This window comes from Nonomuraea sp. NPDC050786, from assembly GCF_040654115.1.
In the GTDB taxonomy this organism is placed as follows: Bacteria; Actinomycetota; Actinomycetes; order Streptosporangiales; family Streptosporangiaceae; genus Nonomuraea.
The window spans coordinates 94,548-109,698 of record NZ_JBFAHJ010000005.1 but is presented as its reverse complement, the minus strand read 5'-3'; the positions used below and the strand labels follow the sequence as shown (position 1 = coordinate 109,698).

The following is a 15,151-nucleotide window of genomic DNA, read 5'->3' as shown; positions in this document are numbered from 1 at the left end:
CAAGGCCTGGCACAACGGCGCAGGATTCACCGACGTCCCCTGGAACGCCGACAAAATCATCGCCACCGGCTTCGCCAAGGACAACATCCACTTCGCCGACCTCGACGGCGACGGCAAGTCCGAACTCATGACCGTCCTCGACAACGGCGACGTCAAGGCCTGGCACAACGGCGCAGGATTCACCGACGTCCCCTGGAACGCCGACAAAATCATCGCCACCGGCTTCGCCAAGGACAACATCCACTTCGCTTAATCTGCCGCACTCCCCCATCAAGGCGGACCGCCGCACCGGCGGTCCGCCTTCGCTCGTGACACAGGTGCGACGACAGCGGGACGACAGCAGAACGACAGCACCATGAAAGACCCGCCTGCTCTACTTCTGCGCGTGCGCGCGGTCCCAGGCTCGGCGGCACGTTTCATGAAACGGGGTCCTGAGTCATGAAACGGGCGACCGGCTCGGGCCGGTACTCCCGGAGCCGCTGAAGCCGGGGCCGCGCGGGGTTCACGGCCGGACTGCGTTATCGATGACGCGGCACCCGGGTGCTGGTACCGCAGGCGTGGGTTATGGGGGTATGTCGCATGCGCATTTTGATGCTGGGGCCGGTAGAAGTCCGCGTGGGGGAGAACCGGGTGCACCTTGGAGGTGCCAAGCCGAATGCGTTGCTGGCCGCGTTGACGCAACAACCGCGGCAAGTCGTCTCCATCGAGCGTCTCGTCACCCTCATCTGGGACGAGGCGCCACCGAACTCCGCGACCGCGCTGGTGCATACCTACGTCTCCGCCCTGCGCAGAGGACTGGCCTCGATCGGGCGGCAGTCGATGCTTGTCACTCGTTCTCCCGGATACCTCCTGAACGTTCAGCGTACGGAGAACGACCTCGAGATCCACGAGCGCTTCCTCGGCCTGGCCAGACGGCTGGAGCGCGAGGGCAACTACAGCGAGGCCGTGACGCACTATGAACAGGCGCTCGGCCTCTGGCGCGGTCCTGCCTTCGGAGGCGTGGAGGCGAGCTTTGCCCGTACCGCGGCGGTGGCGCTGGAAAAGGACCGGCTGAGCGTCGAGGAAGGACTCGCGCGGTGCGACCTGGCCCGCGGCCGGCCGGTGGAGTGCGCCTCGCGCATGGCCCGGGTGAGCGCCTCGTATCCCCTGCGGGAGGAGGCTCGGGGGCTGCTGATGCGCGGGCTGTATGAGAGCGGCCGCCAGGCCGAGGCCCTCACCGCTTACCGTGACGGCCGCCGGCATCTGCGCGAGGAACTCGGCATCGAGCCCAGCCCCAAGCTCAAGGATCTGCACAGCCAGGTGCTCAGCGGCACGCTCGATCCGCTCGTGCCTCTCGCCCGCACCCATGAGGAGGCCTCTGCGAGGCCGGTCGCATCCAGCCGGCTGGTGACCACCGAGGTCGAGCGCAAGGCGCCCAGCAACCTGCCACCCGACATCGGCAACTTCACCGGCCGCGTAGCGCAGTTGGACAGCCTGCGGCGGCTGAGCAGCCGGTCCGCCGGCGGTGCCGCTCAGACGGCAACGCCGACGGTGGCGGTGGTGTCGGGATTCGGCGGATCAGGAAAGTCGGCGCTGGCCGTACACGCCGCATATGTATTGAGAGACAGCCATCCCGATGGCCAGCTCTACGCCGACCTGCGAAGCGGGGAAGGGGACGCGGGCGTCCGGGACGCGCTCGGGCGCTTTCTCGGCGCACTCGGCGTCTCCGTGGCCGAACTGCCAGACACGATGGAAGACCGGGTGGAGCTCTACCGGCGGAAGGTGTCGGGCAAGACCCTTGTGATCGTGTTGGACAACGTCAGCGGTGAGCACCAGGTCCGCAAGCTGCTGCCGAGCTCCCCCGGCTGCCTGGTGATCATCACGAGCCGGTCGCGGCTGGCCGGGCTCGAGGCGTCGGAGCTTCTCGAACTCGATTTCTTCTCCGTCGACACCTCGGTGGAACTGCTCAGCAAGATGATCGGCACCGCACGGGTGGAGACCGACCCCAAGTCCGCGATGACCATCGCCCGGCTGTGCGGGGGCATCCCGCTCGCGATCCGGGCGGCGGCCGGCAAGCTGCTCGCCCGCCCGCACTGGCCGCTGCGCGCCCTGGCCGACCGCTTGTCCGACGAACGGCGCAGGCTGGACGAGCTCGCCGTGGGAGACTTGGCGATCAGGTCGAGCCTCCAGCTGAACTATGCGGAGCTGAGCGGACCGCACCAGCGGGCGTTCCACCTGCTGACCCTGCTCGACTTACCCGATTTCGGATCCTGGCTCGTGGCGCCGCTGCTGGACGTTTCCGTCGAGGAAGCGGAGGACGTCGTCGAGCACCTGGTGGACCTGCGGCTGCTTGACGTGGCGGGCGTCGACGCCATCGGCAGGGTCCGTTACCGATTCCACGATCTCGTGCAGCTCTTCGGCGCCGAGCACGCCGCGAACGAGGAGGTGGACGAGGCGTACGGCCGGATGCTGGCCGCCTGGAGGTCGATGGTGGAGGCCGGGGCCCGCAGGCTCCCCCACGCGACCCTCAGCCTGTGGCGGTCCGCCACGGAGATCGCGGATCTCGACCCGCGCTTACGCGCCGAGGTCGAGGACGATCCTTCTGGGTGGCTGCAGGCGGAGACCTCGACGGTGGTCAGAGTCGTCGAACGGGCACACGAACTCGGCATCGACAAGATGACCACCCTGCTGATCGCCTCGTTGCTGTCGTCGCCGTTCGCGGCACGCAACGAGTTCGACGGCTGGCAGCGAACGCTGGACGTGGCACTCCTGACGGCCCGGGGCGCGGCCGATCGCGGGGCGGAGGCCATCGTGCTCACCAGCCTCGGGGAACTCTCTTACGAAAAGGATGATTTCGGGGCCGCGTTGGACTATTTCCAGCAGGCCCTCCATCACGCGAAAGCCGTCAACGACGAAGCTGTCCAGGCGGTCATCAAGGTCGGGATCGGCAACGTGCACCGCTATCTGGGCGATTTCCACCTGGCCGGGGAAGAGTTGGGCGAGGGCGCGCGGATCGCCGAACGGCTGGGCGAGCCAGCCGTGGTCGCCGCCGCGCTCTACGGCCTCAGCACGATCCACAGGGACGGTGGCGATTTGGAGAAGGCGGCCGAGTCCCTGCGCAAGTGCCAGGCACTGTACCGCGACCTGGGCGACAGGCGAGGCGAGGCGTTGTCGTTGCGCGGGCTGAGCCTGTGCCATCGGGCCGCCGGCGAGCCGGAACGTGCCGTCGAGCTGAGCGAACAGGCAGCGACGATGCTGGACGAAGCGGGCGACCCGCTCAAGGCCGAGTACGCGCGCCAGTCGCTCGCCAAGGCCATGATCCGGCAGGGACGCACCGTTGAAGCGGAGCCTCTCCTGGATTCCAGCAATCGGCTTTTCCTGCGGCACGGTGACCGTTTCGGCGTCGCGCTCGTCACCAGGACGGCGGGCGAGCTGGCGCTGGCCCGCGGTGACAGCGAGCGGGCGCGCGAACTCCTCACCGTCGCGCTCGGCCAGTGGACCGAACTCGGGCTGGCGATCTGGCAGGGTCGTACGCTGCGAGACCTCGCCGCCATCGAAGCGGTGTCTGACCCCGTCTCCGCGAAGCGCCACTGGCAGGAGGCGATCGAGACGTTCATGGCCCTCGGCGCCCGCGAGGCCTCCGAACTCGCAGGCACGGACCCCGGAGCCTGGCTGGAGCAGGTCCGGCGCTGAACGGCACCCGTGCGGTCAGCACCCGGTACGAGTGGCACCACGCATGCCCTGGGCGGCCCGGACGCGCACGGCGCCTTCGCCGAGGTCGTGCCGGACGTGGACGTGGTGCTCGACACCATCGGCGGCGACTACCGCGCGCGCTCACGGCCCTGGTCGAGGCCGGCAAGCTGCGGGTGGAGATCGCCGCCGCTCTTCCGCTGGCAGAGGCGGCCAAGGCCAACGAGCTCGGCGAGACCAACCGCACCACCGGCAAAATCGTCCTCACCGTCGCCCACTGACGTCCGGGGTCAGAGGCCCGCGTGGAGCGGAAGCTCGTCGTGGGCCTCTTCAGTCTGTTCAGAGCGTTCGGGCTTGAGCACCGTGAGCGCGATGACGAAGGACACGGCGACGAGGGCCGTCCCGATCAGGAAAGCGAGCTGGTACCCGCCGGTCAGCGCCTCCGCCTCGGGCCGGCCCGCGGCGGCGAGCCCGGCGGTCCGGGTGGCCGACAGCGTGGCCAGCACGGCCAGCCCCATCGCCGCGCCCACCTGCGTGGTGGTGTTCACCAGGCCCGAGGCCAGCCCGGCGTCCTCCCGCGTGGCGCCCGACATGGCCAGCGCGGCCAGCGCCGGGAACGCGCCGCTGATCCCCACCCCGAGCAGCAGCGTCGCGGGCAGCACGTCCACCAGGTAGCTCCCGCCCACCGGGACCCGGGCGAACAGCGCCAGCCCGGCCGCGATCAGCACCAGCCCGCCCAGCAGCGTGGCCCTGGCGCCGAACCGGGTGACCAGCCGCTCCGAGTAGCGCAGCGACAGCAGGCCCATCAGGACGCTGTGCGGCAGGAACGCCAGTCCCGTGGCGAGCGAGTCGTACCCGAGGACCCGCTGCAGATACAGCGTCCCCAGGAAGAACATCCCGAACATGCCGGCCACGGTCAGCGCCTGGATGGCGTTCGCGCCGGAGACGTTCGCGGAGCGGAAGATCCGCAGCGGGACCAGCGGTTCGCGGGCCTTGGCCTCGCGCAGCAGGAACAGCAGGAGCAGCAGGACGGCCCCGCCCCCGAGCGTCAGCGTCTGGGCCGCGCCCCAGCCCAGCTCGGCGGCGGGCTTGACGATCGTGTAGACGCCCAGCATCAGGGCGGCGGTGATCAGCACGGCGCCCAGCAGGTCGGCGCCCCGGCCGAGGCCGGCGCCCCGGTCCCTGGGCAGCAGCCGCAGGGCCGCCACCCCGGTGGCCAGCCCGATGGGGATGTTCACGAAGAAGATCCAGTGCCAGTTGATGCCCTGCGTCAGCACGCCGCCGGCCAGCAGCCCGATCGAGCCGCCCGCGGAGGCGACGAAGCTGTAGAAGCCGAGGGCCTTGGCGCGCTCGCGCGGCTCGGGGAACATGGTGACGATCACGCCCAGGATGACGGCCGAGGTCATCGCGCCGCCGACGCCCTGCACGAACCGCGCGGCGATCAGCACCTCCTGGCTGCCCGCCAGCCCGCACACCAGCGAGGCCAGCACGAACACCGCCAGCCCCGCCAGGAAGACGCCCCTGCGCGAGGTCAGGTCGCCCAGCCGGCCTGCGAGGAGCAGCAGGCCGCCGAAGGCGATCAGGTACGCGTTCACCACCCAGGCGAGGCTGGACTGGGTGAAGCCGAGGTCGTTCTGGATGGCGGGCAGCGCCACGTTCACCACGGTGACGTCGAGGACGATCATGAGCATGCCGGTGCAGAGGACGGCCAGCGCCACCCAGCGCGAACGTTCCGGATTCATCGTCATTCCTTCCGCAGAAAAGGTTCGCCGTTATAGACCGGCCGGGTGGCGAAAAGTCATCGGTCTGTCGGTGGCGCCGTCTATACAAGGGGTATGACCGACAAGCCGACGAACGAGGAGTTCCTCCGACAGGCTGACCCGATGCGGCGCGAACTGCTGGCGCACTGCTATCGGATGATGGGCTCGGTGCACGACGCGGAAGACCTCGTCCAGGAGACGTACTTGCGCGCGTGGCGGGCCTACGACGGCTTCGAGGGGCGCTCCTCGCTGCGCACCTGGCTCTACCACATCGCCACCAACGCCTGCCTGACCGCGCTCGACAGCCGCACGAGGCGGCCGCTCCCCACCGGCCTCGGCGCCCCCAGCACCGAGGCGACCGCTCCCCTGGTGCAGGACAAAGAGGTGCTGTGGCTGGAGCCCGTGCCCGACGCGCTGGCGGGGGCGGCCGGCGACGACCCCGCCTCGATCGTGACCTCGCGCGAGAGCATCAGGCTCGCGCTCATCGCCGCGCTGCAGCACCTGCCGCCCCGGCAGCGCGCCGTGCTCGTGCTGCGCGACGTGCTCAAGTGGCGGGCCGCCGAGGTGGCCGAGGCGCTGGAGACGTCCACCGCGGCTGTCAACAGCATCCTGCAGCGGGCCCGCGCCCAGCTCGACCAGGTGCAGCCGAGCCGCGACGACCCGGTGGAGCCGCTGTCACCCGAGCAGCGGGCCCAGCTCGAGCGCTACGTGGCGGCGTTCGAGAACTATGACTTCGAGAGCCTGGTGGAGCAGTTCACCAAGGACGCGATCTGGGAGATGCCGCCTTTCGTCGGCTGGTACCAGGGGCCGGAGACGATCCTGGAGCTCATGAGGACGCAGTGCCCCGCCAAGGGCCCCGGCGATCTCAAGCTGGTGCCAACCGCCGCCAACGGGCAGCCGGCCTTCGCCATGTATCTGCGCGAGGACGGCGTCTACCGGCAGTTCTCGCTCATGGTGGTGACGTTCTCCGGGGAGCGGATCAGCCACGGCGTCATGTTCTTCGAGAGGAAGCTGTTCGAGACGTTCGGGCTGCCGGAGGTGCTGGAGGCTTCCGCGGCAAAGTAGAACGCGTTACAGTCAGCGCCAGAGCGACGTTCTGGAGGCGACTGTGGGCACACCTGTGATCGTCGAAGCCGTTCGCACTCCCATCGGCAAGCGGGCGGGCTGGCTGGCCGGGCTCAAGCCGCAACAGGTCCTGGCCATCGCGCTGAACGGGCTCGTCCAGCGCTCGGGCGTCGATCCGGCGGCCGTCGAGCAGGTGTTCGCCGGGTGCGTGACGCAGGCGGGCGAGCAGGGCGGCCACGTCGGGCGATACTCGTGGCTGTATGCCGGGCTGCCGTACCAGGCCGGGGTGACGACCGTGGACGCGCAGTGCGGGTCGTCGCAGCAGGCGGTGCACCTCGCGGCGGCCCTGGTGAGCTCGGGCGCGATCGAGGCGGGCATCGGGTGCGGCGTCGAGGTGATGAGCCGGGCGCCGCTCGGCAGCAACGTGGCGCCCGCCAGGGCCAAGCCGGACGACTGGAGCATCGACCTGCCCGACCAGTTCACCGCCGCGGAGCGGATCGCGCGGCGGCGCGGGCTGACGCGGGAGCGGCTCGACTGGTTCGGGGCGCGCTCACAGCGGCTGGCGGCCAAGGCGTGGGCCGACGGGCGGTTCGAGCGGGAGATCGTGCTCGTCGGGGACGTACGCAGGGACCAGGGATTACGCGAGACCACGGTCGAGACGCTGGCCAAGCTCAAGCCCGTCGCCGAGGGCGCGCTGCACACCGCGGGCACCTCGTCGCAGATCTCCGACGGCGCCGCGGCCGTGCTGGTGATGAGCGAGGAGGCCGCCGCGCGGCACGGGCTGCGGCCCAGGGCGCGGATCCTGGCTCAGGCGCTTGTGGGCGCGGAGCCGCGCTACCACCTGGACGGGCCGGTGGAGGCGACGGCCAAGGTGCTGGCGGCGGCCGGGATGACGATCGGCGACATCGACCGGTTCGAGGTGAACGAGGCGTTCGCGTCGGTCGTGCTGTCGTGGGCGAGCGTGCACGAGCCCGACTTCGACCGCGTCAACGTCAACGGGGGCGCCATCGCGCTCGGGCATCCGGTCGGCGCCACGGGCGCGCGGCTGATCACCACGGCGCTGCACGAGCTGGAGCGCTCCGACTCGGCCACCGCCCTGGTCACCATGTGCGCCGGCGGCGCGCTGGCCACTGCCACCGTCCTGGAACGGGTCGGTTAGAACTACGAGATGGGACGCATGAAGAGCAGACGCAGGCCGTACAGCGAGCAGCGGCCGCAGGACCTCGGCGGCGGGGTGTGGAGCGTGCCGGTGCCGATCCCGGGCAACCCGCTCGGCTACACGCTCGTCTACGCCGTCGAGTCACCCAAGGGGCCGGTGCTGGTCGACGCCGGGTGGAACCATCCGGACGCCTGGGAGGCGCTCAGCGGCGGCCTCGCGGCGCTCGGGCTCGACGTGGGCACGGTGAGCGGGGTGGTCGTCACCCATTTCCATCCCGACCACGCGGGGCTCGCAGGACAGGTCAAGGAGAGCTCCGGGGCGTGGATCGCCATGCACGAGAACGACGCGGCGCTGGTCCGGCTCATGCGCGAGTATCCGGTCGACGAGCACGAGAACTTCCAGTCCGACATGCTCAGGCGGGCGGGCGCCGATCCCGGCGAGGTGCGCCAGGCCGTGAACCGGCCGATGCCGCCCGCCCTGCCCGACCGCGAGCTGCGTGACGGCGACCTGGTGGACCTGCCGGGGCGCAAGCTGCGGGCCCTGCACACGCCCGGCCACACCCCCGGGCACATCTGCCTGCACCTGGAGGATGCCGACCGGCTGTTCACCGGCGACCACGTCCTCCCCGACATCACCCCCCACGTCGGGATTTATCCGTATGACCGGGATGATGTCGATCCATTGGGTGATTTCCTGGACTCCTTGGACCGGGTCAGCGAGCTGGGCCCCCTCGACGCGCTTCCCGCGCATGAGTGGATATTTCCTGATGTGGCCGCGCGAGCCGCCGAGATCCGCCACCATCACGAGGAGAAGCTCGTACGGCTGCGCGCCCTCCTGGCCCAGCGGCCGGAGCCGCAGACCATCTGGGAGATCGCCGCGATGATGACGTGGAACAGGCCATGGGACGACCTGCCCCCCATGCTGAGAGGCATGGCGGCCGGAGAGGCCGCGGCGCACCTGCGCACCCTGGAGGCAAGAGGTCAGATCAGCCGGGTCCCCGATGTCGATCCGGTCCGGTTCCAGGCTCTAGACTCCTAGACATCCGATGTCTAGGGAGAGAAGCGTGGCGGTCACTGACGCGGCCATCGACAAGATCAAAGAGATGATCGTCTCTGGCGAGCTGGCTCCAGGCGACCGGCTGCCCAAGGAGGCCGACCTCGCCGAGCGCCTCGGCCTGTCACGCAACTCGCTGCGTGAGGCCGTGCGCGCGCTGTCCCTGATCAACGTGCTCGACGTACGTCAGGGCGACGGCACGTACGTCACCAGCCTGGAGCCGCGCCTGCTCCTCGACACCATGTCGTTCGTGCTCGACCTGCACCGCGACGACACGGTGATCCAATTCTTCGAGGTCAGGCGCATCCTGGAGCCGGCCGCCACGGCGATGGCGACCGAGCTCATGACCGACGAGGAGATCGCGGAGCTGCGCGTCATCCTCGAGTCCCTGCCCGCCGAGCCCACGGTCGAGGAGCTGGTGGCCAACGACCTCGAGTTCCACCACCGGATCGCGCGGGGATCGGGCAACAGCGTGCTCTGCTCGTTCATCGAGAGCCTGTCAGGTCCGACCACTCGGGCCCGGATCTGGCGCGGGCTCACCCAGGAGGGCGCGATGGACAAGACGCGGGAGCAGCACACCGCGATCTACGATGCCATCGCCGCCCGCCAGGCCGACGTCGCCCGCTCCTGGGCGACCGTCCACGTGGCAGGCGTGGAGTCGTGGCTGCGCAAGGCGCTGGAGCTGGACTGAGGCTCATCGCCACCATCAGGCCCGCCACGGCCTTGAGGATCACCACGGATACGTGCCGCGCTCCGGCTGCTCGAGGTCGCCGAGGCACGGGTCTGCCGGCCGAGCGCATCGCCGACGTCTCCCGGGAGGCACCCGAGATCCGGGTGCCGTACGCGCTGATGATCCGGGAGAGCACGGGCGGGTAGTACCCCTGTCGTGTCCGACAAACTGGAGCGATATCGAAGTAAACGCGACGCCGCCCGCACCCCCGAGCCCATCCCCGCGTCGCCGCCCTCCTCCGGGGACGGCCACGCGTTCGTCATCCAGGAGCACCACGCCCGCTCCCTCCACTGGGACCTGCGCCTGGAGCGCGACGGCGTACTCGTCTCCTGGGCCGTCCCCAAGGGCCTGCCCTCCGACCCCGGCACGAACCACCTGGCCGTGCATACGGAGGACCACCCGATGGAGTACCTCACGTTCCACGGCGAGATCCCCCAAGGTGAGTACGGCGGCGGCACGATGACCATCTGGGACACCGGCACGTACGAGATCGAGAAGTGGTCGGATCGCGAGGTCAAGTTCGTCCTGCAGGGAAAGCGCGCCTCCGGGCGTTTCGTACTGTTCCAGACGCGCGGGAAGAACTGGATGATCCACCGCATGGACGCCCTGACCCGCGACCCGTTCCCGCAGGTCGAGCCCATGCTTCCCACAGAACGCGCCAAGCCGCCCAAGGACGTCTCGGCCTACGCCTTCGAGTTCGCGTGGGGCGGGCGGCGCCTGCTCGTGCCCATCGAGGGCGGGCGCACCACGGCCGCGCGGGAGCACCCGTGGCTGCGCGCCCTGGCGAGGTCGTTCGGCAGCCGCACTGCGGTGCTGGACGGGGAGCTGGCCACGCTGGGGGGCGCGGAGATCCTGGTCTTCTACGACCTGCTGTACGACGACGGCCACTCGCTGCTCGACCGGCCCTACAAGGTCCGGCGGGCGGCGCTGGAGGCGCTGGAGCTGGCGGGCGGCCACTGGCAGACCGCGCCGTCGTGGCCGGGCGAGGCGGGGCCCGTGCGCCAGGCGGCCCGCGAACAGGAGCTGCCCGGGATCGTCGCCAAGCGCCTCGACTCCCCGTACGAACCGGGCCCGTCGAAGTCCTGGCTCTTCATCCCGTCCTGACCCTCGGCCCGCCCAGCTCAGGCACACCGTCCGATCGTCGAGCCCGCCCAGCTCAGGTGCGGGCCCCTTCCGACGGCGGACCGTCCGGCGATCGTCGAGCCCCTCCTACCTCAGGCGGCCCCTTCCGGCCGCAGACCCTCCCGCCTCAGGCAGCCCCTTCCGACAGCAGGCCCTCCGACTTCAGTTCCTCCCACAGCGCGTCCGGCACCGGCCGGGACCAGAGGGCGGCATTGGCGGTGACCTCCTCGGGCGAACGGGCGCCCAGAACGACGGAGGCGACGGCCGGGTGGCGCAGGGGAAAGGCCATGGCCGCCTGGGGCAGCGTGACGCCGTGGCGCTCGCAGGCCTCCGCGATCCTCGTCGCCCTCTCCAGCAGCGGCGCCGGCGCGGGCTGGTAGTTGTACGTGCCCGACGGCCGCGCCGTGGCCAGGATGCCGCTGTTGAAGACGCCCGCCGCCAGCACCCTGACCCCGCGCCGCACGCACTCCTCCAGGAGCGGCAGGCCGGACTGGTCGAGCAGGGTGTAGCGGCCCGCGAGCATGACGACGTCGATGGAGGTCTCCTGGACGAAGCGCAGCGGCGCCTGCCACTGGTTCATCCCGACGCCGATCGCCTTCACCACGCCGTGCGCCCGTAGCTCGGCCAGCGCCGGGTACGCCTCCGCGAGCGCCTGCTCCAGGTGGTCGTCGGGGTCGTGGATGAGAGCGATGTCGACGGACGGAAGCCCGAGGCGGTCCAGGGACTCCTCCAGAGACCTGCGCACGCCGTCGCCGGAGAAGTCCCACACCCGTCGGAGCTCGGCGGACACGTCGAAGCCCTCGTCGTCGCGGCCGCCCGGCGCGGACGCCGGCACCAGCAGGCGGCCGACCTTCGTGGACAGGACGTAGCCCGAGCGGCCTTTGAGCGCGGCGCCGAGGCGGCGCTCCGAGAGGCCGAGCCCGTAGTGGGGCGCGGTGTCGAACAGGCGCACGCCGCTGTCCCACGCCGCGTCGATCGTGGCGCGCGCCTGGTCCTCCGTCACCTCCTGGAACAGGTTGCCGATCGGCGCCCCGCCGAAGCCGTGCCGCGACAACTCAAGCCCGCCGGTACGAGGCTCCTCGATCTCGCTCAATCTTGTGCCTTTCCGCCCGCGATCCGGCTGATCATCAGGGCGACGAGAATGATGGCGCCGTAGATCACCGGCTGCCAGAAGCCCGAGACGCCGATGAGCGTCAGGATGTTCTGGACCAGGCCGATCACCAGCACGCCGGTGAGCGCGCCCAGGATCGTGCCCTTGCCGCCGTCCATGCTCACGCCGCCGATGACCGCCGCCGCGAACACCATGAAGATCCACCCGACACCCTGGTTGTTGCCGATCGCCCCGAGGCGGCCCGTCTCCAGGACCCCGGCCAGCGCCGCCAGCGTTCCGCCCAGGATGAATACCCCGTACAGCACCCGATCCACCCGGATGCCGGCCGCGCGGGCGGCGTCGGCGTTGCCGCCGATCGCGTAGAGCGCGCGGCCGAGCCTCAGGTAGGCCAGGCCGAAGATGCCTGCCGCGAACAGCACCCCCGCGATCCAGATGGCGGCGGGCAGGCCGAGCCACACGGCGCTGCCCAGGTAGAGGATCGAGTCGGGGAGCTGGAAGAGCGTCTTGCCCTCCGTCGGCCCCTGCAGGAAGCCGTGCACGATGATCAGCATCGCCAGCGTGACGATGAACGCCGACAGCTGGAACCTGATGATCAGAAAGCCGTTGAACGCCCCGATGGCCGCGCCGAGCAGCAGCGCCAGCGGGATCACCAGCGCGGCCGGGAGCCCGATGCCGAACCCGCCTGCCGACACCGGGATCACCAGCATCACCGCGATGGCCGGCGCGGTGCCGACCGTCGACTCCAGCGAGAGGTCGAACTTGCCGGCGATGAGGATCATCGCCTCGGCCAGCACGAGGAGCGAGATCGCCGCCTGCTGCTGGAGCACGTTCGTGAGGTTGCCCGCCGTCAGGAAGGTCGGGTCGAGGAACGCGCCCACGACGAGCAGGATCACGATCACCGGCACCAGCGTCAGGTCACGGAACCTGGCGAGGCGCATCCGTGGGGGCGGCGCAGTCAAAGTGGTCAATCTTCTATGCCTTCCATCACGGCCACGAGCTCGTGGTCCGTCCAGCCACGCGGCAGGTCCTTCACGACCCTTCCGTGGAACATCACCAGCACCCTGTCGCAGATGCGCAGGTCGTCGAGCTCGTCGGAGACCACCACGGCCCCGGCTCCGCGCTCGACCGCGTCCTCGACGGCGCCGAGCAGGGCCTGTTTGGCCTTGACGTCGACCCCGGCGGTCGGGTTGATCACGACCAGCACGCTCGGATCGTCCACGAGTGCCCGCGCGAACACCACTTTCTGCGCGTTGCCCCCGGACAGGTCTCCGACGGGCTGGTCAGGTCCTTCCGTCTTGATGTCGAGCTCCCGGATCAGCTGGCCGGCCTTGGCCCGGCGGCGCGCCGGCGACACGAACCCGTACCGGCCCAGCTTGCGGGCGATCGGGAACGTGGCGTTCTCCCCCACCGAGAGCAGCGGGACGAACCCCTCGTGGTGGCGGTCCTCCGGCACGAACCCGAGGCCCGCCCGCATCGCGGCCGGCACGTCACCCGGCCTGACCCGGGTGCCGTTGACCGTGACCGTGCCGGAGTCGGCCTTGCGGAGCCCGACCAGGGTCTCCGCCAGGCCGACCTTGCCGCTGCTCGCGGATCCGGCCAGGCCGACGACCTCGCCCGACTTAACGGAAATATCAACATCTGAGTAGCGGCCGTCGAGCGAGAGGCCCTCGCCCGACAGCACCACCGTGTCGCCGGGCGTGCGGGGACGCGACTCGTACGCCGCCGTGGCCTCCCCCGTCATCGCGGCGACCAGCTCGTCGTGCGGGAAGCCGGCGACCGGCCTGGTCACGATGTGCCGCGCGTCGCGGAAGACCGTGACGCTCTGGCAGATTTCGTAGACCTCGTCGAGGTGGTGGGAGATGTACATCATCGTGACGCCCTGCTCGCGCAGCGAGCGCATGCGGGCGAACAGCCGCTCGATAGCCGGCCCGTCGAGCCTGGCCGTCGGCTCGTCGAGGATGATGAACCTGGCGCCGAACGACAGCGCGCGGGCGATCTCCACGAGCTGGCGCTGCTCGACGGTCAGGTCACCGGCCAGCGCCTGCGCGTCGACGTCCACCTCGTACGTCTCCAGCAGCTCGCGCGCCCTGGCCCGCAGCGCCCGCCAGTTGATCGTGGCGCCCTTGGCCGCCTGGCGGTTGAGGAAGAGGTTCTCCGCGACCGTGAGCGTCGGAATGATCGTGGACTTCTGGTAGACGCAGGCCACGCGCTGCCGCCACGCGTCGCGGTCGGCGAGGGCGGGCGCCGGCTCTCCCGAGAACAGCACCTCGCCCTCATCGGCCGGCTGGAGCCCGGTGAGGATCGACACCAGGGTGGACTTACCCGCGCCGTTCCGGCCGACGAGCGCGTGGGTCTCACCCTCGGCGATCGCGATCTCCGCGCCGTTGAGTGCCACGGTCGGGCCGAAGCGCTTAACGACATTTCGGGCTTCAACGTGATTTTTCATCACTTGACCTGATTACCCCAAAGGCTCTTGTCGTCCACGTTCTCCTTCGTCACGAGCGGCGCGGGGAGCTGATCCTCCAGGCCGTTCGGGAGCTGGATGATCGTGCTGCCGTGGTCGGTCGGGCCGGGCTTGAACGTCTTGCCCTCCAGCGCGGCCTTGGCGTAGAAGAGCGCGTACTTGGCGTACAGGTCGGCCGGCTGCGACACCGTGGCGTCGATGTCGCCCTTGCGGATCGCCTCGTACTCCTGCGGGATGCCGTCGTTCGAGACCACGAAGATGTGCTTGGGGTCGCTCGGCGGGAAGATCAGCCCCTTCTGCTTCAGCGTCTGCAGGGTCGGGGCCAGGTGGGCGCCGCCGGCGTGCATGTAGATGCCCTTGATGTCGGGGTTCTGCTCGAGACGGGTCTGGAGCATGGACGCGGCCTTGCTGCCCTCCCACTCGGTCGGCTCGCTGAAGACCGTGATGCCGGGGAACTTGCTCTTCATGCAGTCCAGGAACGCCTCCGACCGGTCACGGCCGTTGATCGAGGTGAGCGCGCCCTGGAGCTGCACGACCTTGCCCTTGCCCCCCAGCTTCTCGCCGAGGAACTCGCAGGCCTTCGTCCCGTACGCGCGGTTGTCGGCGCGTACGACCATGTAGACCTTGCCCTTGTCCGGACGGGTGTCGACGGTCACGACGGGGATCTTCTTGTTCTCCAGCTGCTGCAGGAGATTGGCGACCGCGCCGGTGTCCTGCGGGGCCATGACGATCGCCTTGGCGCCCTGGCCGACCAGCGCCTGCACGTTGTTGACCAGCTTGGCCACGTCGTTCTGCGAGTTCGTGGGCGGCATGAGGTCCACCTTGAGCTCGCCGGCCATCTGAGGGACGTACTTGATGTAGGAATTCCAGAAGTCGGAGTCGGCGCGCGGGTGATCGATGCCGATCTTTCCGCCGCCCCCTCCTCCTCCCGACGTTGCGCCTGAACCACACGCGGTGACGACCGCCAAGAGGGCCGCTGCCGCGACCGCCGATCCGAACTTCATTGGGGGGTTACCTT

General features: G+C 70.0%; 13 protein-coding genes. 8 read left to right on the top strand and 5 right to left on the bottom strand.

The annotated features are described in order from the left end of the window. From AB0H84_RS12550 to AB0H84_RS12540, 3 genes are all read left to right on the top strand, one after another. Positions 1–253 (top strand): hypothetical protein (locus AB0H84_RS12550; protein ID WP_357602339.1); only part of this gene is annotated, 253 nt, incomplete at its 5' end. 326 nt (positions 254–579) lie between these two features. Further along, on the top strand, positions 580–3,672 hold the full coding sequence (locus tag AB0H84_RS12545) for a BTAD domain-containing putative transcriptional regulator (protein ID WP_357602336.1): 3,093 nt from the start codon (positions 580–582) through the stop codon (positions 3,670–3,672). Further along, complete coding sequence (locus tag AB0H84_RS12540) at positions 3,570–3,950, top strand: zinc-binding dehydrogenase (protein WP_357603032.1); 381 nt, start codon at positions 3,570–3,572, stop codon at positions 3,948–3,950. The genes AB0H84_RS12545 and AB0H84_RS12540 overlap by 103 nt, the downstream gene beginning before the upstream one ends. A gap of 9 nt (positions 3,951–3,959) precedes the next feature. Here AB0H84_RS12540 and AB0H84_RS12535 read toward each other — a convergent pair whose 3' ends face one another. Then, complete coding sequence (locus tag AB0H84_RS12535) at positions 3,960–5,411, bottom strand: MFS transporter (protein WP_357602333.1); 1,452 nt, start codon at positions 5,409–5,411, stop codon at positions 3,960–3,962. Positions 5,412–5,504: 93 nt separating this feature from the next. Here AB0H84_RS12535 and AB0H84_RS12530 point away from each other — a divergent pair, with 93 nt between their 5' ends. The 5 genes from AB0H84_RS12530 (at position 5,505) to AB0H84_RS12510 (ending at position 10,540) form a co-directional block, all read left to right on the top strand. Beyond that, positions 5,505–6,494, top strand: coding sequence for a sigma-70 family RNA polymerase sigma factor (locus AB0H84_RS12530; protein ID WP_357602330.1), 990 nt, complete (start codon positions 5,505–5,507; stop codon positions 6,492–6,494). A gap of 43 nt (positions 6,495–6,537) precedes the next feature. Then, positions 6,538–7,653 (top strand): steroid 3-ketoacyl-CoA thiolase, encoded by a 1,116-nt coding sequence (locus tag AB0H84_RS12525; protein WP_357602327.1) that lies wholly within the window; start codon positions 6,538–6,540, stop codon positions 7,651–7,653. A gap of 18 nt (positions 7,654–7,671) precedes the next feature. Then, positions 7,672–8,691, top strand: a complete 1,020-nt coding sequence (locus AB0H84_RS12520; protein WP_357602324.1) for an MBL fold metallo-hydrolase — start codon at positions 7,672–7,674, stop codon at positions 8,689–8,691. Positions 8,692–8,716: 25 nt separating this feature from the next. After that, positions 8,717–9,397: a FadR/GntR family transcriptional regulator gene (locus tag AB0H84_RS12515; protein ID WP_357602320.1), complete on the top strand. Its 681-nt coding sequence runs from the start codon at positions 8,717–8,719 to the stop codon at positions 9,395–9,397. A 195-nt stretch (positions 9,398–9,592) separates the two neighbouring features. Beyond that, positions 9,593–10,540, top strand: coding sequence for a DNA polymerase ligase N-terminal domain-containing protein (locus tag AB0H84_RS12510; protein ID WP_357602317.1), 948 nt, complete (start codon positions 9,593–9,595; stop codon positions 10,538–10,540). A 145-nt stretch (positions 10,541–10,685) separates the two neighbouring features. Here the strand turns inward: AB0H84_RS12510 and AB0H84_RS12505 are convergent, their stop codons facing one another. Genes AB0H84_RS12505 through AB0H84_RS12490 form a run of 4 tightly spaced genes read right to left on the bottom strand, consistent with a single transcriptional unit; the run spans position 10,686 to position 15,137 of the window. Beyond that, the gene (locus AB0H84_RS12505; protein ID WP_357602314.1) at positions 10,686–11,651 is read right to left on the bottom strand and encodes an aldo/keto reductase; all 966 of its coding nucleotides are present in this window, start codon (positions 11,649–11,651) and stop codon (positions 10,686–10,688) included. Next, a complete protein-coding gene (locus AB0H84_RS12500) occupies positions 11,648–12,637 on the bottom strand; it encodes an ABC transporter permease (RefSeq protein WP_357602311.1) in 990 nt (329 codons plus the stop codon). The genes AB0H84_RS12505 and AB0H84_RS12500 overlap by 4 nt, the downstream gene beginning before the upstream one ends. Then, complete coding sequence (locus AB0H84_RS12495) at positions 12,634–14,115, bottom strand: sugar ABC transporter ATP-binding protein (RefSeq protein ID WP_357602309.1); 1,482 nt, start codon at positions 14,113–14,115, stop codon at positions 12,634–12,636. The genes AB0H84_RS12500 and AB0H84_RS12495 overlap by 4 nt, the downstream gene beginning before the upstream one ends. After that, positions 14,115–15,137, bottom strand: a complete 1,023-nt coding sequence (locus tag AB0H84_RS12490) for a sugar ABC transporter substrate-binding protein (protein WP_357602306.1) — start codon at positions 15,135–15,137, stop codon at positions 14,115–14,117. Before AB0H84_RS12490 ends, AB0H84_RS12495 begins: the two co-directional genes overlap by 1 nt. Between the last annotated feature and the right edge of the window lie 14 nt (positions 15,138–15,151).

Coding starts and splice junctions, on each gene's coding strand:
- AB0H84_RS12545 (WP_357602336.1), top strand. CDS start 580: ATGCGCATTTTGATGCTGGGGCCGGTAGAAGTCCGCGTGGGGGAGAAC.
- AB0H84_RS12535 (WP_357602333.1), bottom strand. CDS start 5,411: ATGAATCCGGAACGTTCGCGCTGGGTGGCGCTGGCCGTCCTCTGCACC.
- AB0H84_RS12530 (WP_357602330.1), top strand. CDS start 5,505: ATGACCGACAAGCCGACGAACGAGGAGTTCCTCCGACAGGCTGACCCG.
- AB0H84_RS12520 (WP_357602324.1), top strand. CDS start 7,672: ATGAAGAGCAGACGCAGGCCGTACAGCGAGCAGCGGCCGCAGGACCTC.
- AB0H84_RS12495 (WP_357602309.1), bottom strand. CDS start 14,115: ATGAAAAATCACGTTGAAGCCCGAAATGTCGTTAAGCGCTTCGGCCCG.
- AB0H84_RS12490 (WP_357602306.1), bottom strand. CDS start 15,137: ATGAAGTTCGGATCGGCGGTCGCGGCAGCGGCCCTCTTGGCGGTCGTC.